This window comes from Candidatus Synechococcus calcipolaris G9 (assembly GCF_029582805.1).
GTDB lineage: Bacteria > Cyanobacteriota > Cyanobacteriia > Thermosynechococcales > Thermosynechococcaceae > Synechococcus_F > Synechococcus_F calcipolaris.
This window is the reverse complement of record NZ_JAKKUT010000006.1, coordinates 78,049-102,167: the sequence shown is the minus strand read 5'-3', so window position 1 is coordinate 102,167 and position 24,119 is coordinate 78,049. Positions and strand designations below refer to the sequence as shown.

Genomic DNA, 24,119 nt, shown 5'->3' with positions numbered 1-24,119 from the left:
TGAGTAGTAGAGAGTTAGACGAGGGTGCAACCCAGGCGGAGTAGCGCCTCACGGGCTATCGGGCGGTTAGCTGGAGCAAACAAGCGGGTGCGGGGCATGTCTACATCAGGTTGGGAAAGCCGCCAGAGTAATTGAGCGTAGCTGCTTGGCAAACTGATTCCCTGCAAATTCAATCTGCCAGGAACTTCATCCCAGGGAATCGAAATTGGAGCCCTTGCGTCTTGAGCAAGCTGAAACATTGCTAACAAAGCGGTGTCAGGGGTTAGTTCATAGAATTGCTCGGCTTCAAACCAGATACATTCGCCCGTGGGCAGCTTGAGCAAGGTGCAATCGCGTAAAGCTGCCTGCATGATGGGAACCCAGTGCTCAAATTGTTGCGTTCCTAAGCTGGGAATATACTGGCGACAGGGGTCTGTCCAAGTAGCAGCTTCAAAGGGATTGAGACTTTCACAGCCTTGCAGCCTAGAAGGTTGTGGTAACTCTGGCAGCGGCAGATGATCTACACTGCTAGCAACGGTGAGTAGTCGAATACCCACCTTTCGCAACCGCTCGTTGATCCGGTGAAAGCCATTGATTCTTGGACGAAGAATCGGTCTGGTAGAGGGTTGTCCGGTTTCTAAGGCTTGATGTGCCAAGCGCAGGTAGGCGCGATCTCCCCGAAATAATACCCCAGTTAGATTCATCTCATCTTCTGCCAAAACCACAGGAGGAGCCATACAAAAACGATTCCCCATTCCTGCCAGCACTTCTCCCTGTGCCTGAAGTTCGCGTAAATCAGCTTCAAGCTGTTTCGAGACATCTTCGTATTGGGGCGGTAAGCTCTGCTGGATGAGGGTGGCGATCGCCCGTAGCGACAGTGGTTGCGGCAGTTCTGTTCGATATGCTTGCCGATGGTTACTTAGGAGGCGAATAATTAATTCAGGCAGCATCAGGATTTCTTCCTAGCATTTGAGTAACTTGATTTAGAGAAAGTGGACGACGCTCAATCCTTTGAAAGTAAGGAGTTTGACAAATTAGTTCTAATATTTCACTTGATAAGTTGCTCGTTTTAATCAAGATATATTGCAGATAGTCATTACACGGTGGTATTTCACATCGTTCGATTAAATGGCTATTGTCTCTACGTCTCAGTTCTCTAGAGAAAATGGATTGGCTATTGTTATTAGGTCGGATTGTAACCAAATACCATCTTCCTGGCTGGGGAGGCGTAACTTTTTGTCCATTAATTGAGACGATTACAGGGACATTGGCCTTTGGATTCGCTGGAGATTTTAGAAATACTTGTAGTTTTTGATGCAATAAATCTCGATCGAGCCAGCCTGGGAGATGGCAGGGATCATTTTCCAAAGACGCGATGGCCCGATTTACGGCTTGTACGTCAATATCGAGATCAAGCCGTCTAACTTCTGCTGAAAAAAAACCAACAGGCTGGTTCTCAAAGATATTCATGGAATACTCAAATCTGTCATTACTCAGTTCCTCTGGTAGTAACAAGTTAGTAATAGTTTGAATCCCACTCCACCAACCCAGACTTTGAGCAGCGCCACTAGAACATTCAAGCTGAACATGAAAAAGCCCCCACAAATCATTCAAAGGAACTGTCACCGCATCTTGTTCGGGTAAGGCACGAACAATACGTTGGAGTATTTTATTATCTGGTAGCATCATATTCCAGAACGTGAGGATATAGGTTTGCCCTGGGTGTAAGCCAGAGAGATGAATTGCCTGATTTGCCCAGGTCTGGCTAATCAGACCACCAGAAACCATTTCTAACAATCGTTGAGGGGCTTCTCCCTGCCGCTGATAACTCAAAGCATACCCGTTTGACTCTGGTAAAACATCGCGCCATGCCGCCAGAGTAATTGTCAACACACCTGATATGGTGGCTTGCTGACGATATCGTCGGGTGATTGCGTCACCAGTGAGCAGAAGCATGATCTCCTCTAGTGCCCACAGGCCGTGCAGGGTAAGTTCACTGAGCCAAAAGTCTGCTGGAGCAGGAACTTGCAGTGGAATTTCCATAGGGGTTTGGGTGCGATCGCAGACCACTAACACCGATTTATGCGGTGGCTGGTTCAATTCAAAACTGGATTTCACTTCAAACTGTTCAGACCAACGATGATCCTCAGTCCACAACCGCACCACGTAAGAACCTGATCGAGTAATCCACTGCGATAACTGAATGCTTTGCCAATTGGCATTAGCAGCTACCGTCAGGGTTTCGTCTAGTGCCGTCAGGATGGCGCGGTGTGTCAGATCCTCGACCAATATCTTGACCGTTTTGCTTAGAGGCAAGGGTGGATGCCAGATCGTGGGAACGTCGAGATAAACTGGCTGTCTACCCTTCAGTTTCAAACCACGTAACTGAGGATGGTTTGCCTGAACCTGACTCCATAGAAAAGACTGCGTGCCATTAGCAAAACGAACGGTAAGCTCCGATTGGGCGGCAGTAAGCAGTAATTGTTGCCCACGCCAACCCGCAATACTACAGGGAACAAAACCATCCAATAATTCAATGCCGTCTGAGAATTCCAACTGAGTACTACTGGCAAAGAAGCAGATGATTTCAGTGCTGCCCTTTAGTTCGCTGCTAAATAGCAAGCGATCGCCCGTCCACGCATCAAAAATCAGGACGGGGAGATTTGGCGCAATCCCTTCACAATGCCATTCGGTAAGGGATGCATCCGTGTGTGATCGCAATTGCCATGTCCATGATGGTTGGTGATGGTGAACAGCCCGATTCTTTGCCGGAATCTCTACAATTCCCGAACCAAGATCAATATCTCCCTCCCAACTGATTTCTGTAATCTTGCAGTGGCTTCTGCTCAAGGCTTTCCAATCTTTTCGGTAAAGACGCTGCTCTGGTAGACAAAGCTGAATATCCATTGAATCAGCCACATCAAGTGCCAAAACCAAAGGCTTTTTCCGCCAATCAATGATGCCGCGCCGTGTGGTTTGACTCTGCTCTTGAGGTGTAAGCACCTGAATCAGATTGTCCCAACTGCGAAGGAAGAATGTGCTGGGCAAACAATAACTATGGAGAAACTGTTCCTGTTGCTGGCTATCCTGCAAAATTGCGGGAGAAAGTCCCCGCCGTTCCAGTTCCTGAGCCACAATCGCAATGCCCTGAAGCAATTGTCCTGAAATTGGCTCCACCGCTTCATCGTCCTCGGCATAGCTGCTCTTCAAGAACGTCAGCAGCTTTCGCCATTGCGGATGTCGATGCAAACAAAACTCATACATCATCTGTGACAAGTCTTCGGGCTCAGCATGGGCAATTTCCCACCAGCTATACTCCTGGGAAATGTCTTGCAATAAGCGGGCAAAATGTTCCAGGTTTTGTTGGGGAATCCCACTTTGTAGCCATAGCGTTGAAACATAATAGTTACTCTGCTGCGTTTCAACCAAGCCCAACAGCTTGATTCCCTTTTTCAGCACTGCTCTGAGTGTATTTTCTACCCCCTGTGTTCTTTGCAGTCCGAGGCGATCGCAGACTCCCTCCCAAAAACCAGTATGTCCTTCGTCGTAGTAGGCGTATTCCGACAAGGCTAATGTGCTTAGTCTGATCCAATAGTTTTGAGGATCATGCCCACTGAATTCTTCTTCTAACTCTGCAAAAGTGAATGGTTGAATAGGGGCAAAACTGCTGCAAACAATATGAAGTAGTTGCTCTACAACATTTCTTGAGATCCGCATACTGCCCAAAAAGCGCTGACCTGGGGGGCGATCGTGGTGCCCCCAGTATTGCTCGATCTGAAGTTGTTGCCAAAGCTGCTGAGATCGCCCCGGTTGAGAGAAACCCATCAACGCTGCTCCAGACTGCCTGTAAACAAACTTTAAATAAGAGTTCCCACTACTAGGGAAAAATTCGTACTTACTTGACAGACACTTCTTAAACTTAAAGCCCAGAAGTATTGAAAGTTAGCTTAAAGGGGAGAAATGTATTATTCTACCCTTAAATAAACAAAAAATATAAGTTTATCATGGCATTATTCCAAAATATTGTCAAATCAATTCTCAAGCAACTCAGACCTTGCGAATACCCAGTCCTTAACGGGTGCGTTTCACATTCTCCAGAGAAAAATGTTACAACTGGTTATTGAGATAAGCACAACGCGGGGCTAAAACCTTTGGAACATTCTTTCGCTTCCATCGTGCCCCTAAAATTTTGAGCCGTCGATCAATCTGTTTAACCATTGATTCAACGGAACCCGAACCAATGGAGCAAATACCCTCTGCCTGCAAATAATCATAATTAACAATGCAATGGTGATGCTTGCGTAAATACTGGCAGAAACACTGGGCTTGATGTCCTTAACACGCTTCAAACAATGCCAGGTCTCATTGATCGTCCTCTATCGCTCCTGGGATCTCCTAGCCGGTGATCTTCCTAGCCGGGGACGCTCATAAATTGATCCAGGGATTTGGCGACTTTGGCCCACTCCCGCGTTGCATCACCCTTGCTGCGAAAATTGAAAACTCTTACAAAGTCATCAAAGCGGGAAATCGCAGCAGTCGTTTCATACTGCCAGACTGCCTTGCCCTCACATTTGATTTCCCGATACGCGATCAAATCTGTTAGATAGCCCAGGACTGTTGCGTTACTAATTTGCTTGGCTTCAGCAATTAACTCCGTATCAATGCGCGAATTTTTACGCCGATTGATGATGATGCCCCTTGGTATCGTTGGCGCATACTGATCCAACAATTCTATCGCCACCCTTAACGCCTTTATCTCCTGTTTGCCTGGCAGAAATGGCAGTATCACGCGCACAGTTTGTTCCTGACTCCACGCTGCTAACGTTTTCAAAATGTCGTCATTACTCGCACCAAACTGATCGTCAGCCCCAGGTTTGCTATCAATTATTAAGCAATCGCGCTCATTTTTACTATCCACAATTAGGTTGGCTTTGTCTGGATTTAATGTACACCACTCATCCACCCACATCTTTAATTCTTGTTGTCGGTCAATATCTAAAATCTGGACTGCTTTATTGCGCCTTAACATTTCAGCCGTTAGCAAAATTGAAATTGTCGTTTTGCCAACGCCACCCTTGGGCATGAACACAAAAAAGATGGTTTTCATTTCAAATATCAGCTAGGTTGATTTTATTTTGTGCGCGTGGATTATTCTCACGATAGTTGTCACTATAGTTGTCTTTATTTTCCGATTCAGTTGCAGTTGTAGCACTTGGTTGAGGTTCTACGTTTACACTTTCTGACCCAACTGGCTTTGATTCAGTAGCACTTTTTTTCCTGGTTCTACGCCTCCTAGTCGAACCAGCTTTCTCTTGCTTGATCTGGCGGATTACAGTCATTAATTTGCGCTGTGTAATCGGATGGTCTAACTTGCTATTTACAAATTGAAGAATTTCTTTTGGCGAAATTTTAAGCTCCAATGATTCCACAATCAAGTCATATTTATTCCGAATCACGTCCTCCCACGAAACACGATTCTTATTTATCTCCTTTATTTTATCCTGCAAAAAATTTTCTAAGGATTCCTCAAAATCTTCTTGAGCAAACGACTTCACCATAATTTCTGCCACTCCCTGACCACTAATAAATTGTTCAATCTTAGCAAAATTTTTATCACCCAGGTACGACTGCAAATCAGTTGGAGGCTCAGGGTATCGTTTCAGGTAATCCTCCAGCCATGACCCAAGTAGTATCAGGCAGTGGTTCCTAAATCTACGAGCATCTCTATTAGACCATGCCTCCTGGGATGCCTCTAATTTTTTCTTTAGTTCCTCTGACGTACTCACCAGAAATCTTATCTTACCCATTTTTTGCTAATTATAGTACAATACCTTTATCCGAAATTTTTTAGAAAGGCGCACTTATGAAAACTATCGTTTTCAGTGCGGCAGGGGAGAACCCCTGCACCCCCATTCGTTGGAAGCAACCATTGGCATAGGTATGAGCGGTATATTTCATTGTTCAATGAAAATAATGAGTCGGTCTAAAGGGCGGAACGCAGTAGCGGCGGCTGCCTATCGAGCCGGAGCGAAGTTGACCGACCATCGAAAAGAGAAAACCCACGACTATACCCGCAAACGTGGTGTCATATATAACGAGGTCTTACTACCCAAATCAATCCCCCTGGTGAGGATCAAGAGAGAGCTTCTATGGAATCTTGCTGAGGAATCAGAGAAACGCATCAATTCTTGTGTTGCTAGGGAAATTCAAATTGGGCTACCAGCCGAGCTTGATCGGCAAAGCCAGATTCAGTTAGCCAGGCAATTCACCAAAGCCATTATGGAAAGGTATCAGGTAGCGGCTGACCTGGCGATCCATGAGCCAAACAAAAAAGGCGATCAGCGGAATGTCCATGCTCATATTATGTTCACCACTCGCCAGATCGAGATGGTAGACAATATGCCAGCCCTCACCCGCAAGACAAACGAGCTAGATAGCAGAAAAACTGGCTCTCAAGAAACCCATTGGATTCGACAGCAATGGGAAGAATTAGCAAACGAATATCTTGCCGCAACAGGCAGCACTACCAGGGTGGATCGCCGCAGACTGAAAGATCAAGGGATTGAAGACAGATTGCCCCAGAAGCATCTGGGAGTGGCAGCCATAGCGATCGAGCGGAAAACGGGCGAAAACTCACGGCTTCGGCAGGAGTGGGAAACGGCGAATCACAACCATAAATCACTCTACGATCAATACACAGCAAAACTAGCTGAAGAAGCCAAGGCAAAACGGGATGCTGATGCAAAACGGCAAGCAGATCAACTAGCGAAACTAGAAGCCGAACGACAGGCAGAAGCTAAACGACAGGCAGATGAATTAGCGAAAGCAGAAGCCGAACGATTAGCAGAGGAACGGGCTAAATTAGATGCTCAACGGCAAGCAGAAGCGCAACAATTACAAGCGCAACGAGCGGCACAGGCTGCACTAGCAAAATGGGATAAAGATTATCTCGCCTGTATCGCCCAAATTCAAGAATTTCCAGAGCAAAATAGAGCCATTTTTCAGGTTGCTCCTGACTACAGTAGTGTGGCTATCCCATCCAAGGAAGGTAAGCGAATCTACCGCAATCAACCCAACCCAAAAAACCTAGAAATCCTGAAAGCAGTGGTCGGCAAAGCCAAGCAGTTCGTAGAGAAGCAGCAACCACAACCACCGCCACAACAACGGAAACGACCCGACCTGGAGCGGTGAACGACCTATTTCTGGACTACCACAACGTCCTGGATGCTAACCGCTATCGGATCACTCTCATCAAATTCCTGGAGGACAAGAAAAACAAAGGTTAGGTCATGGGGGGGTTCTAGCTAGCATACCGATCTAATGCATCCCGCCAGGCAAGTGGATTTAAGCCTAGGCAGCGTACTCGGTATCCTGCTGAATGCTCTAGAAGGGTTACGAGGGCTGATACGGTTGCGGCCCATTTGCTAATCCGATGGGCTGTAAGTTCGCAGTCACACTCAATTGATACTGACCAAACTTTGAGATGACTTATCTCTAGGCTGATGTTGGGTCGTAATGTACAGTGCGATAGGGGCTGTGGCTCTCCAATGATCTGCTCACAGTAGGCGATGACTTCTGCTTTTTCGATCTCGGTCATGGCTTCCCATTTTTTGCCAAATTTGTGACGTATCAGTATCCGTCCCACCCGTTTCTCTAGGGCGGTTAATTTTTCAAGTAGCTGATCTGCTCTACGAATCTCGCTCATCCCCTTTCCTCTCGCTTTATGTCCTAAGTTGCCATGGCTTTTGTGGTATGATTTGCCCATTCGGGCATATTATTGAAAATGAATCGTCCAGAACAGCGATTTTCTCTTGGTATCGGACAGCGGTTGTTACATTTGCGCGGCAAACGGAGTCGGCAGACGTTTGCGGATTTGCTTGGCATCGGACATCGCAGTTTAGTCCGGTATGAAAAGGAGGAAAGGCTACCGGATGCGGAGGTCTTAGCTCGGATTTGTCAGGTATTTGAGGTTGATCCGATGTGGTTGCTGATGGGCAAGTACCGGGAGCGGCCAACGGTCTTGATTCCTCGGTATGATTTGGAGGCGGCGGCCGGGACGGGGACGTTTTTGGAATCGGAAGGAGCGATCGATGCTCTTAGTCTGGATCTGGATTGGTTGGTGCAGGAGTTAAAGGTCAATCCGCAGGAGGCTGGGTTGCTGACGGTTCGTGGGGATTCGATGGAACCTACTCTCTTCCATGGCGATTCGTTGCTGTTTACTCGAAGGCTGCTTGACCCTCTCCAGGAGGGTATCTATTTGATTCGCTGTAATGCTTTGTTGATGGTGAAGCGGCTCTTACCAAAACCTGGCAAGACTCTTTTGATTGCTAGTGACAATAGTGCTTATCCGCCTTTTTCTATCTCGGTGCAAACTGACCCTGATGATTTTGCCATTCTGGGGCGGGTGGTCTGGTCTGGTCGCAGGTTAAGAGGCTAGGCAGTCATGACTTCTGTGCCTTACGACTATTGCAAGGGAGTAGATAAGATACTGCTTTTCGCAGCAGTCATGAAATGGAAGACCGAATAGGCTTCAGTAAAACCAACTGGAATTAGACGGAATCATCTATCCAGATACACGACGGGTAATGACCAAATTGCCATTGTAGTAGTTGGCTCCTAGTGGCTCCCATAAATCAGTCTCGTACCCTAGCTCCGAGGGATAACCTGGGCAAGCACCATCAATAGGCTAAAGGGGATTAATCGCACAGACCAGATAATAGCTGTAAGCTTCCCCGATCTAAAGAGACTGGGCTTCCACAACTACCGCTTGTTTCTCGTGAGCATTGATTTAACAAGACTCGAACTTCTGAAATTCAAGTATCTGCACTTGCTTTAGTTACATAAATGAAAATTAAAAAATTTCTAATTTTATATAAAACTACAAAAAAAGAAAATTACAAAGTTAATGTCCAAATTTCAAATAAGGATAGATAAGTATATAAAAAAATTATATTTTCAATACATTACAATTCCAAAATTAAATATTTTTACATATTGAAAAAATAAAAATCAACTGTATCATTTTTAGGCAATCTGACTTATATTAGACTCCAAGTAGCAAATCCCTTGTTGAGGAGGTGATCGAAAAAAAAACCCTAACTGCAAACAGCTAGGGCTTTATAATTTTTGAATATTTATGAATTTATGGATAGGGGTCGGGCACGCTAACCTTATTGTTTGGCGACGATACGTTAGAGCGCCCCACGTATGCCATGTCTAAAATTTTGACATATCTTGCAATCTATCGCAAGGTAGCAGCGAAATTGAACATGGCTCCCCCCTATCGGACACCACGAAAACCGAAGGGAGTCAAAAAATGTTTCTTCAGAGAAATTTTCCAGAGTTTGTCCTAGAAGAGTTCCGCCTGTCCAGCATCCCCAACAGGCTCACTAAGGCAAACGTTGAATGGCTTGAGGGGGAAGAAGCTGTAGTTGTCTTGGCTCAGGAAGCCATGGTACAAGCGCAAAAAGTAAATAGCTATGTAACCACTGCCGCTGCCCGATGGCGCAAGAAGTATCAGTTCGCAGCCGCAGGGGGATGGGCTACTACAGGCTGCAACCTCGATGGGACTCCGGCTCACATTTACTATTTCAAACCGAAAGAACCTCGGAAACGGAGCCAAGGCTTCGGCGGAAACACCCAAAAAACCAAAGTTATCAAATACGAAACCCCAGCCTTGTGTCCTGCGCCGCCGATTTTACCTTGGGTGGACGCGCAAACTGCCCAGGCAATCTACCGCCGCTACAACCTAAAACCGTTACCCGGCGAATTCTTCTGGCAGACGATTCAGCGATCCAACGTCGAGATCGCCATTACCGAGGGATTCAAAAAAGCCCTGAGCCTACTCGCCCAAGGAATACCGGCGATCGCCATTCGGGGAATTACCCAGTGGCGCACACCAAAAACAGACGACCTACACCCGATAATTGCTCAACTTGCCACCGCAGGACGAAGAGTATATATCGTTTTCGACCAGGACGAAAAGGCTAAAACCCAGGCTGCCGTCCGCAAACAGGCGATTAAGCTGGGTCATGCCTTAGTTGGCTGCCAGTGCAAGCCCCTCTATCTGGTCTGGGACACTGTTTTAGGTAAGGGAATTGATGATGTTATTTACAAACAGGGGGCGAATGCCGCCACCTGGCTGGTGGAGGCACTGTGCCAATCCTGGAATGTAGAGACCTACCAGCGCGAGGCCCGGATTTTTACAGGGCTTTCGACAATCAAGCAACTATCGCAGACGACCTTCCAGATCGAGCGAGTTACGGAAGGCCCCTACCTCCCAGAACTGCCCCCGTTAGCCCAGGGAGCCATTCATGTCGTTAAGGCTCCGATGAACTCTGGGAAAACAACCCGGCTCGGAGAGAATTGGGTGCAAAACGCACGGGAGCAAAACTGGCTCACTTTAGTCCTTGCACCCCTCAATTCACTGGGCAAACAAACGGCTCAAAAGTGGAACTTACCCCATATTCACGACTTTTCTAAATCACCAGAGCAGCAGCAGGCACTCCTGGCAACAATCAGCTACCAGGGGGGGGTTGTCTTGTGCCCCGATTCTCTGCATTGCATCCCACCCTGGTTTTTAGACAAGCCGGTGCTACTGATTCTTGACGAGGCTAACCAAGTTGTAAATCACATCGTCGAGGGGAATACCCTTAAAAGCCGGTGGTCTGAAATCGTGGAAAAATTTGGAACCATCGCCAAACACGCTGCCGAGAAGGGGGCAATCGTCCTGAGTGAGGACGGCTTGCCAGATCGGGCGATCGATTTTGTGAAAAAGGTCAGTGAGGCAAAGGCTGTCCGAGTTTTTCAACACTTCAAACACGGTTCAACCTGGCAGTGTTCGGCAATGACGGGGCAGGTGAGTGGCTTCCGGAAAACGTTATTGGAGCGTTTGGAGGCGGCTAAACAGGACAAGGATCGACAGCCCCTATTGTTTGTCTCTACCTCCCAGCAGGAGTGCCGACGGTTGGAGCGGGTCTTGAGTAACACGCAACCTGAACTGAAGGTCTTCAGGATCGACAGTCAAACGAACGAAAAAGGCACATTTAATTCGTTCTTTATTGATCCAGACCAATGGATCCATGATTATCAGCCCGACGTTTTAATTCTCTCGCCCTCGGTCAAATCCGGCGTTTCCATTGAAGGCAACGTTGCCCTTGAAAATGCCTATTTCAAAAGCGTTTGGGGATACTTCCCCTCCCTCGATACCGATAGCCAAATGCAGTTGTTGGGGCGGTATCGGCCGCCGGTGCCCCGATTTCTCTTTGCTCCGCCTTTTATCCGAACAAACGGCGAGGAATCACTCTACCGCCCAAAAGCAATTATTCACCAGATACAGCAAAACGCAGCCGCATTGGCAGACGCTTACGGCTTTGCTCTTTTGCTAGATCCTGACGGTGATTCCCAAGACACCCACCAGCGGACAATCGAAGCTGCGACCTTAGAGTACCTAGCTACGTCACGGGCAATCAGCGGAAATCAAAAACAGATCGCCTATCACGCTTTAATCAATCGTTTAGAGGAGGCGGGTCACAAGGTCAAAAGAGAAAAAGTTGATGCTGATAAGGAAACAAGCCAGCTTTTTAATTCTGTTATTGAAGAACTATGGCGGGAGGATGCAGCGGAAGGGGCGGCGGTTGTTGTTGATCCTGACATCCACACGGTTGAATGGGCGATCTCCCTCACTCATTCCCTAGACGTGTCCCGCGAGGATCGGGTGATCGCATCAAAAGTATTGCTCCGCCAAGAATTTCCAGGAATAGACTTCAATGATTGTTTGGAGTGGTACGAGGGGATATACAAGAATTATGGGGCGATGCGCCGGGGCGTAGTTTTGCAGGCAAAGGCTGAGAATCTGCTGGGAGCCAAGGAAGAGGATCGCGCCGGGGTGAGCAAAATATTCGGGGCAAATATCCGAGCTTTTCACCGGCTACCCTACAAGTTCGTCCAGGCGGCTCTGATTGAAAAAACGGGTGTTCTTGCCCTTTTGGATGGTAAACCCTATAGCAATGCTGACCCACGGGCAATCAAGATCAAGGCAGCAGCTCTATGGTTTGCTAATCAAATTAACTACTGGCTACGGCTGACGATTAAGCCAGAGCAGACACCGGTGGAGATATGCAACAAGCTACTGAAAAAGTTAAATATTAGCGTTGAACAAGGTCAAATCGAGGTATCCCGTCCAGGGCGGCGGGGGGAACAGTTGGCGCGAGTCTATAAGATCACGCTTGATTCTAACTGTGTGCGTTCACGGTTGCTAGAAGCTGCACGGCGTAAGGTTGCTGGAGCTGTATCCGCGATTTGTAATAATAAAGACTCTCCCAATATAAAAAACACGGATACAAGCTCCAATCCCCCTCCAGACGTGGGAAAAGGGGTCAGTGATGGGGGTTATTTTGGTATAGAGGAAGCCCAAGCCTGTCAAAAAATACCCATCGCTCACTCTTTCTAAGAAAAAGAGGCTCTGATGACCTAGAAAATATCTAGGAATAGCCCAAGCTCCACAGCCCAAGTGTTTTTTCTTTGGAATAATATTATTTCCACCCCGAATTCTAGCGATAGGGGTAGAGCTTCATGTGACTGAGCTTTTTGATTTCAGTCCCGTTGCCGGGATTTAGTTAATGGAAAGTTAAGATCGGAGCAATACGCTGGAGCTGTTCAGGGGTAACAGTTTCAGGGATCTTAATTTTGCTCATCAGCTTCTCTCCTCTGACGCATTCGTTTCATGAACTCCCGGTTTTGGGCATATCGTTCATCAACGGTAGAAAACCCTAAACCCAAGTCATCACAGATTCTTGCTTCTTCTTCCTGAACATTTAGCCCTAAATTCTGAAGCCGAATCTTTGGCTCCATTAAATCATCCCCGATTACATTTAGTCCTATCAAATACTTACTGCCCCGGCGATTCTCCACAGCCGCCTCTTGCTCATCAAGCATAAAATTCAGGCACTGGATCGCGGCTCGAAAACTACGCCGCCAGCCATCAGCATCATCATAAGGCGGATCAAAAGTCTCGCCCTGCTCATCAACCAATCCGTTTTCAGTAAAAAACTTTTTGAGATTTACGTCCATTCTTTTCTCCTTAAATGACTCGTCCACTGGGGGAAGCCCGTTCATCTTGAAGCCTCTGGACAGAACGACCTATAACAAATCGCTACACCCGACCTGATGCTACACTCGGCTCATTGCCCAAAACTGCTGGTGGCGGGTGAGTTTGACCCTGACTGAAAAAAGTGGACAAACTCCAAGAGTCGCCAATGAAGGAGAAAGTCCAAATGAGCCAAAAACCAAGACGAACATTTACTGCCGAACAAAAAGCTGACGCTGTGGCAATAGTGCAACAGTCAGGCAAGCCGATCAGCCACGTCGCCCAGGAAATGGGTTTGACAGAAAGTGCCCTACGCCAATGGGTCAAACAAGCAACCATTGACCAGGGTGGTGGCAAGCAAGGGGCATTGACGACGCAGGAACGGGCGGAACTGACGGCATTACGCAAAGACTTGAAGCGCGTCGAGATGGAGCGTGATTTCCTAAAAAAAGCGGCAGCCTTCTTTGCACGGGAAAGCTCAGACCCTATGAGTTAATCGATGCCCAGAAGGCACATTTTCCCATCAGCCTGATGTGCCAGGTCTTAAAGCAATCGAGGAGTGGCTATTATGCCTGGTGCAACCGACTATTATCGCCCCGAGGGAAGGAGAATGAACACTTGAGCCAAATGATTCAACAGATTCACAATGAGGAAATATCATGACTAAGCGGTTAATTGAAGACTGGCTCCCGATTGCTGAACTAGGGATTGAGAGTATTCGAGAACGAACCCCAATGACTCCTTTTCCGGCCCCAAATCGGCTTCATGTGTGGTGGGCAAGGCGGCCGTTAGTGGCTTCTCGAGCAGCAGTGTTGGCTTCATTGTTACCCGCAGATGCAGATCGCAAAATGTTTACTCATATTCTTGGGATTCATGGGGATCCAATACAAGCACAGAAACTAATTGAAAAAGCTAAACGAACAGGAGAACGAGTTACAGACCCTTATGGTTATGAACGATCATTTAAGTACAATCCCTCTACTTCAGAACAAGAATGGATTAAATCTGAGTTGGCAAAGATCGGAATTGCTGAACCCAGTGTTTTAGACCCAACAGCGGGTGGCGGAAGTATTCCGTTTGAATCTTTACGACTGGGATGTTCAGTTCTTGCCAATGATCTAAATCCTGTTGCCGTATTAGTTCAGAAAGCAACCTATGAATGGCCCATAAAATACGGATCAAAACTACTTAGTGAGTATAATCGTCTTACTAAAGTATTTCGTAATGAATTAGAAAAAAGATTAGATCAATATTTCCCTCAACCTGGCAGTCCAGATCGATTGGATGCAACCTACCTATGGGCAAGAACAATTCATTGTCCCTATTGCGATGGCTTAATTCCGTTATCTCCAAATTGGAAGTTGGCTCCTGATGGGACGGGGGTAAAATTATTACCGCAATTAACCGGCAAGCGGGTTTGTCAGTTTGAAATTGTCCATTCAGCAAAAGATCAATCTCCAGGGACGGTGAAGGGGGGTGTTGCGACTTGTCCCTATCCAGACTGTGGGCGGGTGATTGAAGGGGATGAAATAAAAAAACAGGCCCAGGCCGGGAACATGGGAGAGCAGCTTTTCACGATTGTTTATAAAGAACGGATATTATCTAAAACTAAAACGGGCAAGGTTCGGGAAAAATGGTCAAGGGGATATCGTGCGCCGCAATTAACCGACAACATTGATGACAAAATTGCCGCAGCTTTAGCAGAGAAACTCCCGGCCTGGGAAGCCTTGGATTTAGTTCCCTCTGAAATGATTGATCAAGGTCATAAAACAGATGAACCCCTGCGATATGGATTTAGAAAATGGCGAGATTTATTTTCTCCTAGGCAGTTACTTTGTCATGGTACGAGTGTTGAAATTTTCCGAGAACTCTTAACCGAAGCCCAACAGAACCCCGACTATTCAGAACTTACAAAAGCAGCACTCGGTTATGTTGCACTTTCAATAGATACATTACTTAATTATGGTACGAGGTCTTGCCGCTGGGACTCATCAACTGGAAGGGTCAGAGCATTATTTGACAGACATGATTTTGCCTTTGTCTGGTCTTACTCTGAAATGGCCCCTTTGATTACTGGACTTGGCTTTGATTGGACATTTGAAAAAACTGAGAAGTGCATTAAGGAATTACTGGAGCTAACAAAAAACAATGCTAGTGAAAATTATGAAAATCTGCCTGTTTTAGAGTCTCTTTCCGCTGCAACTACGCCCACGCCCATTACCCTCACTTGCCAACCTGGAGACCGCTTAGACCATTTAGTTGATACCAGTATTGATGCCATAGTCTTGGATCCGCCCTATTACGACAATGTGATGTATGCGGAACTCTCGGACTTTTTCTATGTCTGGCTGAAACGCACGGCGGGCTATATTTATCCAGACTTATTTACCCGTTACCTCACCGACAAAGAAAACGAAGCCGTGGCCAACCCCGCCAAATTCAAAGGGCAAAAAGGAGCCAAAGACCTGGCCGGGCAAGATTATCAACACCGCATGGCCGCTATTTTTACCGAGTGTCGTCGTGTCCTCAAACCCGATGGCATTATGACCCTAATGTTTACCCACAAAGCAACTGGGGCCTGGGATGCACTGACAACGGGCCTGATTGAAGCCGGATTTGTAATCACTGCCAGTTGGCCGATCAATACCGAAGCTGAGGGATCGCTGCACATCAAAGATAAATCCGCCGCCAATAGCACCATCTTTTTAGCCTGTCGTCCCCGTAACCAAGCCCCCACCGATGACGTTTACTATTGGGAAGAACTTGAACCCCTCGTGGCCCAGGCCGTGCGTAGTCGGATCAGTCAATTTCAAGCTGCTGGCATCCGGGGCGTTGATCTATATCTTTCCTGTTTTGGACCAGCCCTAGAATTGTTCTCCCGCCACTGGCCAGTCAAACGGGGACAACCCAAAGCCGAATTCCCCACTTCACGCCGCCGCTCCACCCCAACTCCAACCGATCCCTATGCCGTCACCCCAGAAGATGCCCTCGAAGCCGCCCGCCGGGAAGTCAAACGCTGGAAACTGGAACAACTCACCAATGCCCAACGCATCCATGAACTTGACCCGCTGACAGAATGGTTTGTCCTGGCCTGGGATGCCTTCAAAGCCCCACAATTCCCCTACGATGAAGCCTTACGCCTGGCCCGTGTTGTTGGATTAGACCTAGATCGAGACATTATCAAAGTCCTAGCTGAGAAAAAAAGCAGTGATGTCATCCTCTGGGATAGTGCGATTCGTGCTGCTAATGCTTCCCTAGGCCCCACCGATGGCAGTCGCGGACTCATTGATGCAATCCACCATGCCGCCCACCTGGGTCGAAGTCAGAGTTTAGCCGCTGCCCGTGAACTCCTAGAAAAAAATAACCTCAGCCAAGACCCGACCTTTTTAGCTGGACTGGAAGCTGTCCTAGAAGTCTTGCCCCCCTCCAAAACCTACACCGGCATTGATCCCGCCAAAGCTGTTGCCGCCGCCGCCAATGACTTTGAGGGCCTGGAAAATCTCCGCCGTTTAGCCTTTGCTGACAAAATTGATGAACCGCAACAACTCGCACTTTGGGCAGAACCTTAACTTAAAAATCTAGGAGATTAAAATCATGAAACTCACGGTCATTATCCATAACGCTGAAGAAGGCGGCTATTGGGCCGAGGTTCCTGCACTGCCAGGTTGTGTCACAGAAGGGGAAACGAAAGAAGAATTAATGGCAAATTTAGAGGATGCGATTCAGGGCTGGCTAGAGGTAGCGAATCAGAGAGCTATCACTGCTCCAGACGAAACGAAAATTGAGATTGCGGTATGAAATCCGTGTCAGGGAAAAAGCTATGTAAAATTGTCGAGAAAAAAGGATGGACTTTACAACGAGTCAGCGGCAGCCATCATATCTATGAAAATTTACAGACCAAACAAATTATCTCGATTCCTGTCCACCGCAATCAGGACTTAAAAATTGGAACACTTAAAGCCTTAATGAAAACCGCAAATCTTACGGAAGAAGACTTAAGTTAAGAAAGAAAATATTTTGTTTTTTAGGAATGTTAATAATGTCAACAATCGAGCTAAAATTTGAACTACCCTCAGAACTTTCAACGGATGAGGTGACCCTCCTATTAGCCATCAAACTCTATGAATTCGGTAAAGTCTCCCTGGGGCAAGCCGCTAAAATCGCCGGGTATTCACAACGGACTTTTATGGAAATCTTAGGCCGCTATCGAGTCCCTATTTTTGCCTATTCACCAGAAGAACTGAGAGAAGACCTCGGCCTGTGACCAGCACCGTGATTATTAGCGATACTGGATGTCTAATTAGCTTAGAGAGAATTGGACAGTTAGACATTCTACCTGCACTCTTTGAAACTATATTTATTCCTCCAGCAGTGCAAGCAGAATTTTGGATTGATCTTCCTTGGTTAAAAGTCATAAATTCTACAGAAGCATTAAAACTAACCAATGAACAGTGTTAACAGCCTCAAATACTATTCTTGGAAGACGAAATATAGTCGCGATAGTGGGGATATTCTTCAAGAGTTTTATATTCCAGCCTTAACCTTTGCCACACGCTACTGGCGAACAACGGGCTATTTTTCAGCAACGGCTCTGGCTTTGGCGATGCGGGGCCTGGAGGGGCTAATTCAAAATCAGGGAACAATGCGCTTAATTGTTGGTTGTACCCTTAACGCTCCTGAAATTGAGGCTATCCAAAAAGGAGAAGACCTCCGCCAACGTATCCAAACCTATTTACTGGCTCAACCCCTTATTCTGCCCAATCAAGCCGCCCATGATGCCTTAGAACTCCTGGCCTGGTTAATTCAACATCATATTCTCGACATCAAAATTGCTATTCCCTGTGATGCTCACCGCCAGCCTTCGTTTGCCCCCCATGTTTTTCATGAAAAGGCTGGAATTATTGAAGACAAAGACGGGGAACGTATTGCCTTTACGGGTAGCATTAATGAAACCGAAAATGGTTGGCTTCATAACTGGGAAAGTTTTCATGTCTTTACAAGCTGGGCCACGCCAGATCATGTCAACGCCGAAGATGAAAGTTTTGCCTCCCTCTGGGCAGATCGCTCACCCAATGCCTTAGTCATGACTGTCCCCCAGGCCATTCACGATCATCTACTCCAATTTGCTCCACCGGCCAATACACTCCCAAAACGCCTCGTTCAATCCACGTCAGGAACCTATACCGTTACACCATCGATCAGCCCAGCCAAACCACCAGAACCAGATCCAATCCTTGATTCAAGAACGATTGTTTGGAATTACATTGCCCAGGCCCCACACTTACCCGGTGGTGAACGAATTGGCGAAGTGACCAGTGCTGTTACTCCCTGGCCCCATCAAATCCGAGCTTTCAAACGGATGTGGGATAACTGGCCACCTAAGTTACTGATTGCCGATGAGGTTGGCCTGGGTAAAACAATTCAAGCGGGGTTAATTCTGCGCCAGGCCTGGTTAAGTGGAAAAGCCAAGCGCATCTTGATCATGGCGCCGGCAGCGGTACTGAAACAATGGCAAATAGAGTTGCGAGAAAAATTTAACCTCAACTGGCCCACTTATGATGGCAAAAATTTCAACTGGTATCCCTCCGTTGGCCTACAACATTCTGACACTCGCCCAATTAGCCGCCAAGATTGGCACAAAGAACCCTGTCTCATTGTCTCCAGTCACTTAATGCGTCGTGCAGATCGAATGCCCGAACTCTTACACCAGGCGGAGCAGTGGGATCTAATTATTCTCGATGAAGCCCATGCTGCTCGCCGCCAAGGCCAACAAACCAATCTGGAAAAACAACGCCCAAACCGCCTCTTAGCTCTGATGCAGCAGTTACGCAATCGCACCCAAGGCCTGGTCTTACTAACTGCGACACCGATGCAAATTCACCCGATTGAAGTTTGGGATTTACTCTCATTACTCGGCCTGCCTTCAGAATGGACAGCCGCCGACTTTCTTCGTTTCTTTGAACTGACGAATAAACCTAGCCCTAGTTCTGAAGAGTTAGCCTACATGGCCCGCCTGTTTCGGTCAGTAGAACATCACTTTACAGAGATTAATGAGGGACTGGCCCAGAAACTCGCTCCGCAAACTCATAATCGCTCCAAAACAAAACGGATTCTGAAAGCCCTGCGAAATACAGCCACAACACCACTACGACAGTTAGAGACCGATGAACGAGCTGCTGCCATCCGCATCATGCAAGCCCATAGTCCCGTGCGGGTTTTAATATCACGCCATACCCGAGACCTGCTCCGGAGTTATTACAACAGTGGCAAAATTTCGACACCAATTTCCCAACGCCACGTTAAAGACGAATTTATCCCACTATCTCCACGAGAACGTGAAGTTTACGAAGCAGTGGAAAACTATATTACGACAACCTATAACAATGCAGCAGCGGCTGAACGAAATGCGGTTGGTTTTGTTATGACCATCTATCGGCGGCGGTTGGCCAGTAGCTTTTATGCCCTTGCTCAAACATTGAAACACCGCTTGGAAAAACTACAGGGGAATAGCACGACACCAGTATTAGTAGAAACATTAGCTGAAGATATTTTTGACGAAGATATTAATGATGAAGCGCCTGATATTGATGAAGCTCAGCAACTAGAGATTCAAGCACTAGAAAAAGAAGAAGCAACTGATCTGCAAGACCTACTCAATCAGGTATCGGCACTGCCCATAGACAGTAAAACTGAAGTTGTTAAACAGTTAATTAAAAATCTCCAATCCGATGGGTATCAACAGATTATTATCTTTACTCAATTTACCGATACTCTAGACTTTCTTCGTCAAGAACTCACCCAAAGCTTACAGCTACCGATTATCTGCTTTTCAGGACGAGGTGGAGAAATTTTACAGAATAACGGATACTGGAAAGTGATTTCCCGGGAACAAACTAAGCAACGATTCTTGAATGGGCAAGCCGATCTTATGCTCTGTACTGAAGCAGCGGCAGAAGGCTTAAATTTTCAGTTTTGCGGTGCTTTAATTAACTACGATATGCCCTGGAACCCGATGAAAGTTGAGCAACGCATTGGACGGATTGATCGCATTGGACAAAAACATCGCGAAATCCGGATTCATAATCTCCATTACGCAAATACTGTCGAAGCAGATGTTTACCAAGCCCTACAGGAACGAATTGAAGCATTCCAAGATGTAGTTGGTCGCCTACAACCAATTTTAGCTCGCCTTCCCAATCAAATTAGTCGTCTGGTTCTGCAAAGTAAAGAACAACGGGAACGATACAAAGCTAACCTAATGGATGAAATTAAGCACGATCAATCACAAATTTCTAACTTTGATCTTGATGCCATTATTGATCAGGATTTCATTAGCCCCGCTCTGCCGGAACCTGCCTATACACTTACGGATTTGCAAAACATCCTAACCCAGCCAAACTTACTACCAGCCGGAATCTCAGCAACCAGTACAGGAACTAAGGATTTTTCCTATCTCCGGCCTGGGATGAACCATTCAATCCGAGTCACAACTGATCCAACCTACTACGATCAAAATTCAGATAGCGTTGAACTCTGGTCGCCAGGTAGCCCTCTTTTCCCACAAGCAGTTTCTCATCAAAACAATCAAAATCAGAATAAAATTCAATTTCAAAATGCAATCAGTCTAAATAGAAAAAATTAATACCTGGAACGGGATACCTTTGAGTCCAGAAGTGTTGAAAGTTAGCTTAAAGAAGAAAAAAAGGGTAGAAATATAGTATTTTACCCTTATATAAATAAAAAAATGTGAGTACATCATGGCATCATTTTCAAAAATTGTCAAATCAATTTTTAAGTCACTTAGCCGTTCTGACTACCCAGTTCTTAACTCTCAACTGAATTTCAAAATCTGGCTAACCTACATCTTAGATGCAGGCTTGACCAGCATGAGAGCATTGTTTTATCGCTTAAACAAGTCAGGAATAAATGTGCATATGTCCACATTTTCAAAAGCAAATAAAACTCGAACGGATGGCTCTTTTCAGCGAATCTATGCTCAACTAATTGAGAAAGTTAAACGAAAAAATTCTGCCTTTCAGCACATCTTATTTCCCATTGACTCAACAGTGATTACCCTAACCAGTAATACCAAAAATCCATGGATACCGCCTACATCAAAATGGCGATCGCTGAACGCTCTCCATTGCACATCACACTTTCCCTAAGCAGTTGGAGGCTCACCGTACATTTCTTTCATGGCCTGGATCACATAGTCTCCCAGGCTTATCCCTTTCTTGGCAGCCTCCGATTTCCAGTGATTACGCCATTGACTGGGAACACGCACACACAGATTGACCATTTCTCCTGCTTGCATTGCTTCATGCAATGAGGATTGTATAACTTCCTCTTTTTTGGCTTGACTGATAATCTGCTTGTAGTTAACCATGATGTCCTCGAAGTATACTAATGACTTCCCGTCCTACTGCCTCATAATCTCGCCAGGCTATGCGGCCCCGACTATCAGGAATATCCCGAATCGCAACTCCGAGGGCGGCGGCCTTTGTGAACCCAGCCGAACGGCGAATTTGTGCAGTAAATAAGGGAATCTGGGCTTCTGTTAGAGCCTCACGTACTTGCTCTGCTTCTTTACTCGGTGCAGGTGGACAGATGGTTAACAGAACTCGATATAAACATTGACTCGGTAGTTCACTAATCATGTCAAGGGTGACACTGAGGCTAAACGCATCGGGTAAACACGGGACAATCACCAAGTCAGCTCCTTCTGCAATTTCTTTTAATTCATTGCTGCTTGGCCTAGCAGGGGTATCGAGGACTAAATAAGACTTGCCCGGAATATGCCGGGATGCTGCTTTCTCATTGGTCACGATAAAGGCTTGCTGACGATTGCCTCTATCCGACCACTTTTCACAGGTGCGATTCGGATCAGAGTCAATTAATAAAGTTGGAGTGGATTTGCTCAGGAATGTTGCCAGGTGGATCGCTGTTGTGGACTTGGCAATCCCGCCCTTAAACCCAGTCACTGCAATGATTTTCATAATGAAACTATGAAGCAATGAATCTATGATTGCATGAAATTATCAAAATAGTAATACCATTTTTAATAAAATCATGCAGTGATACTTGAATGCTGTGATGGGTCAACGACCTCACCCACAAGGGCTTCAGGCTTACCTCTAAAGCCTAAGACCTGAAGCATCCGGCAGATTGACCGCTGCCTGTTCTTCTGTCCCTAGTAGGGTAGGGGAAAGTATGTAGTCGTCTCTATGGTTCTTCGCTGCATTCCAAAAAGTGACGGGGAGTGTCAAAGGGCACGTTCTGTTAAACCCATTTCCTGGGCGACGTGGCTGATCCGCTTGCCTGACTGCTTCAGAATCGCCACGGTTACTGACCTATAGTTAGAGAAATCGGTTTTTTGTTTGGCAATAAATGTTCGTCTTGGTTTTTGGGGCATTTCGACTTTCTCCTGCATTGGCGACTCTTCGAGTTTGTACACTTTTTTCAGGCAGGGTCAAATATGATTGCGGCTCTGTGTGCAGGGCAATTGATGGCTCCATTTACCGTAGACGGCATGTGTAATCGCTCCATCTTTGAGGTATGGCTAGAAACCTGCTTGATTCCCGTATTGCAGCCAGGGCAGACCCTCGTGATTGATAATGCCAGTTTTCACAAAGGCGGACGAATTGAAGAACTGGTGAAAGCAGCAGGCTGTCAGGTATGGTACTTGCCCCCCTATTCTCCCGACTTGAATCCCATTGAAAAATGTTGGTCATGGATTAAGAGTCGGATTCGCAAATGCTTAGGTGAGTTTGACACCCTACGAGAAGCGATGGAGAACGTTCTAAGCATAGCGTCCTAATCTATGTAGCGACTGCCATAACGTCACGCCATCGCATGCTTCAACGCCAGCACGGCTTGAATCAGAATTACGGCAGCTTGGTAAATATCATTGTCAGTCAAAAACTTGCCTAGGCTAATTCTAAGGGCACCTTCGACAACTGGTTCGGATAGCCCCATCGCCCTCAGCACATGGGATGGAGCTTCAACGCCAGCGGAACAGGCGGAGCCAGTAGAAATAGCTAGTTGATGGCGTACTCTGGCAATAATGGTGCTGTTGGGAATGCCAGGAATGGAGATATGCAGGTTCCCGTCCAGGCGGTTTTGGCGATCTCCGTTGATTACCAGCTCAGGAATCTGGCTTTGGAGTAGCGTTTGCAGGCGATCTCGCTTTTTGCCAATTTCAACCTCATCCACGGACATTTCAATCGCTCGCAGCCGACAGGCTTCGCCCAAACCAACAATACCGGGGACGTTAAGGGTACCGGGGCGTAATCCTTTTTGCTGTCCACCGCCGTAAAGTAACGGCTCTAGGGGATGATCTCGACAGAAGACGAGTGCGCCGATCCCTTGGGGGCCGTAGAGCTTATGGGCCGACAGGGCCAGCATAGTCAGGCCCCACTCACTGAACTGGATGGGGATTTTGCCAACGGCTTGGGAGGCATCACAGAGAAAGGGCACTTGGTAGCTCTGGGCGATCTCGGCAATTTTCTCAATGGGGTAGATGGTGCCGACTTCGTTGTTGGCGGCCATGATGCAGAGCAGATGAATGCCTCTGGCACAGGTTTGCTCTAGCTGACCCAGATCAAGTCGAGCCTGGGTATCGACGGAAATATGGATCAGCTCGATGCGTCCCTGTTTGTGGAGGGCAGCACAAGTATCAAGGACAGCTTTGTGCTCAACGGTAGAAATGGCTATGCGAGGCTTAGTGCTGGATCGTTCTAGATGATGAACGGTTCCTTGGATGGCGAGGTTGAGGCTTTCGGTGGCACCGGAGGTGAAAATTACATTGCGGGGAGAGGCACCCACTAGGTCAGCAACCTGGCAAGCCGCTTCTTTGACGGCAGCTTCAGCGCGATCGCCCCACTCGTGATCGGTACTGCTAGCATTTCCAAATTCTTCTGTCATGCATTGATAAATGCGATCGGCTACTCTTGAATCAACTGGAGTTGTGGCATGATAGTCCATATATATACAGTGATTAACAGAAGTAGAATCATGTAGTTTAGTCATGGTGGATAGATCAATAGGATTGATT

General features: G+C 46.8%; 20 protein-coding genes and 3 pseudogenes. 12 read left to right on the top strand and 11 right to left on the bottom strand.

Annotated features, from left to right (window positions below):
• Window positions 1–14 precede the first annotated feature (14 nt).
• The 5 genes and pseudogenes from L3556_RS13870 to L3556_RS13850 form a co-directional block, all read right to left on the bottom strand.
• Complete coding sequence (locus L3556_RS13870; RefSeq protein WP_277867932.1) at window positions 15–929, bottom strand: hypothetical protein; 915 nt, start codon at window positions 927–929, stop codon at window positions 15–17.
• Complete coding sequence (locus L3556_RS13865; protein ID WP_277867931.1) at window positions 919–3,804, bottom strand: hypothetical protein; 2,886 nt, start codon at window positions 3,802–3,804, stop codon at window positions 919–921. The genes L3556_RS13870 and L3556_RS13865 overlap by 11 nt, the downstream gene beginning before the upstream one ends.
• A gap of 282 nt (window positions 3,805–4,086) precedes the next feature.
• Window positions 4,087–4,308, bottom strand: a pseudogene (locus tag L3556_RS13860) (ISKra4 family transposase); the annotation flags it as partial.
• Between the two features lie 82 nt (window positions 4,309–4,390).
• Window positions 4,391–5,086 (bottom strand): ParA family protein, encoded by a 696-nt coding sequence (locus L3556_RS13855; protein WP_277867930.1) that lies wholly within the window; start codon window positions 5,084–5,086, stop codon window positions 4,391–4,393.
• Between the two features lies 1 nt (window position 5,087).
• Entirely contained in the window at window positions 5,088–5,765 is a 678-nt protein-coding gene (locus L3556_RS13850; RefSeq protein ID WP_277867929.1) for a hypothetical protein, read from the bottom strand.
• 154 nt (window positions 5,766–5,919) lie between these two features.
• On the opposite strand from L3556_RS13850, the gene mobQ reads away from it, so the two are divergent.
• Complete coding sequence (mobQ, locus tag L3556_RS13845; protein WP_277867945.1) at window positions 5,920–7,170, top strand: MobQ family relaxase; 1,251 nt, start codon at window positions 5,920–5,922, stop codon at window positions 7,168–7,170.
• A gap of 109 nt (window positions 7,171–7,279) precedes the next feature.
• Here the strand turns inward: mobQ and L3556_RS13840 are convergent, their stop codons facing one another.
• Window positions 7,280–7,684 (bottom strand): hypothetical protein, encoded by a 405-nt coding sequence (locus L3556_RS13840; protein WP_277867928.1) that lies wholly within the window; start codon window positions 7,682–7,684, stop codon window positions 7,280–7,282.
• A gap of 78 nt (window positions 7,685–7,762) precedes the next feature.
• On the opposite strand from L3556_RS13840, the gene L3556_RS13835 reads away from it, so the two are divergent.
• On the top strand, window positions 7,763–8,416 hold the full coding sequence (locus L3556_RS13835; RefSeq protein WP_277867927.1) for an XRE family transcriptional regulator: 654 nt from the start codon (window positions 7,763–7,765) through the stop codon (window positions 8,414–8,416).
• 879 nt (window positions 8,417–9,295) lie between these two features.
• Window positions 9,296–12,430: a DUF3854 domain-containing protein gene (locus L3556_RS13830; protein WP_277867926.1), complete on the top strand. Its 3,135-nt coding sequence runs from the start codon at window positions 9,296–9,298 to the stop codon at window positions 12,428–12,430.
• Window positions 12,431–12,660: 230 nt separating this feature from the next.
• On the opposite strand, the gene L3556_RS13825 is transcribed toward L3556_RS13830, so the two are convergent.
• A complete protein-coding gene (locus L3556_RS13825; protein WP_277867925.1) occupies window positions 12,661–13,050 on the bottom strand; it encodes a hypothetical protein in 390 nt (129 codons plus the stop codon).
• A gap of 185 nt (window positions 13,051–13,235) precedes the next feature.
• Between L3556_RS13825 and L3556_RS13820 the strand changes: the two genes are divergently transcribed.
• The 8 genes and pseudogenes from L3556_RS13820 to L3556_RS13790 all read left to right on the top strand — a co-directional run bounded on the left by L3556_RS13820 (window position 13,236) and on the right by L3556_RS13790 (window position 20,708).
• Window positions 13,236–13,562 carry a transposase gene (locus L3556_RS13820; protein ID WP_277867924.1) on the top strand — a complete coding sequence of 109 codons (327 nt, stop codon included), beginning with the start codon at window positions 13,236–13,238 and terminating at the stop codon, window positions 13,560–13,562.
• Between the two features lie 163 nt (window positions 13,563–13,725).
• Window positions 13,726–13,890: pseudogene (locus L3556_RS13815) on the top strand (DUF1156 domain-containing protein); the annotation flags it as partial.
• A 537-nt stretch (window positions 13,891–14,427) separates the two neighbouring features.
• Window positions 14,428–16,635, top strand: a complete 2,208-nt coding sequence (locus tag L3556_RS13810; RefSeq protein ID WP_277867947.1) for a DUF1156 domain-containing protein — start codon at window positions 14,428–14,430, stop codon at window positions 16,633–16,635.
• A 25-nt stretch (window positions 16,636–16,660) separates the two neighbouring features.
• Window positions 16,661–16,864, top strand: coding sequence for a type II toxin-antitoxin system HicB family antitoxin (locus L3556_RS13805; RefSeq protein ID WP_277867923.1), 204 nt, complete (start codon window positions 16,661–16,663; stop codon window positions 16,862–16,864).
• The gene (locus L3556_RS13800; protein WP_277867922.1) at window positions 16,861–17,070 is read left to right on the top strand and encodes a type II toxin-antitoxin system HicA family toxin; all 210 of its coding nucleotides are present in this window, start codon (window positions 16,861–16,863) and stop codon (window positions 17,068–17,070) included. The genes L3556_RS13805 and L3556_RS13800 overlap by 4 nt, the downstream gene beginning before the upstream one ends.
• Window positions 17,071–17,105: 35 nt before the next feature.
• Window positions 17,106–17,330, top strand: coding sequence for a UPF0175 family protein (locus L3556_RS13795; protein WP_277867921.1), 225 nt, complete (start codon window positions 17,106–17,108; stop codon window positions 17,328–17,330).
• On the top strand, window positions 17,327–17,524 hold the full coding sequence (locus L3556_RS16410) for a PIN domain-containing protein (RefSeq protein ID WP_479682450.1): 198 nt from the start codon (window positions 17,327–17,329) through the stop codon (window positions 17,522–17,524). The genes L3556_RS13795 and L3556_RS16410 overlap by 4 nt, the downstream gene beginning before the upstream one ends.
• The gene (locus tag L3556_RS13790) at window positions 17,511–20,708 is read left to right on the top strand and encodes an SNF2-related protein (protein ID WP_277867920.1); all 3,198 of its coding nucleotides are present in this window, start codon (window positions 17,511–17,513) and stop codon (window positions 20,706–20,708) included. Before L3556_RS16410 ends, L3556_RS13790 begins: the two co-directional genes overlap by 14 nt.
• A 519-nt stretch (window positions 20,709–21,227) precedes the next feature.
• Here the strand turns inward: L3556_RS13790 and L3556_RS13785 are convergent.
• The 3 genes from L3556_RS13785 to L3556_RS13775 form a co-directional block, all read right to left on the bottom strand.
• Window positions 21,228–21,452 (bottom strand): hypothetical protein, encoded by a 225-nt coding sequence (locus tag L3556_RS13785; RefSeq protein ID WP_277867919.1) that lies wholly within the window; start codon window positions 21,450–21,452, stop codon window positions 21,228–21,230.
• Complete coding sequence (locus tag L3556_RS13780; RefSeq protein WP_277867918.1) at window positions 21,445–22,062, bottom strand: ParA family protein; 618 nt, start codon at window positions 22,060–22,062, stop codon at window positions 21,445–21,447. Before L3556_RS13780 ends, L3556_RS13785 begins: the two co-directional genes overlap by 8 nt.
• Window positions 22,063–22,328: 266 nt before the next feature.
• Window positions 22,329–22,496 carry a hypothetical protein gene (locus tag L3556_RS13775; protein WP_277867946.1) on the bottom strand — a complete coding sequence of 56 codons (168 nt, stop codon included), beginning with the start codon at window positions 22,494–22,496 and terminating at the stop codon, window positions 22,329–22,331.
• 42 nt (window positions 22,497–22,538) lie between these two features.
• On the opposite strand from L3556_RS13775, the pseudogene L3556_RS13770 reads away from it, so the two are divergent.
• Window positions 22,539–22,883 (top strand): annotated as a pseudogene (locus L3556_RS13770) (transposase); the annotation flags it as partial.
• A 23-nt stretch (window positions 22,884–22,906) separates the two neighbouring features.
• Here L3556_RS13770 and L3556_RS13765 read toward each other — a convergent pair.
• Entirely contained in the window at window positions 22,907–24,049 is a 1,143-nt protein-coding gene (locus L3556_RS13765) for a cysteine desulfurase family protein (protein WP_277867917.1), read from the bottom strand.
• Window positions 24,050–24,119: the final 70 nt, after the last annotated feature.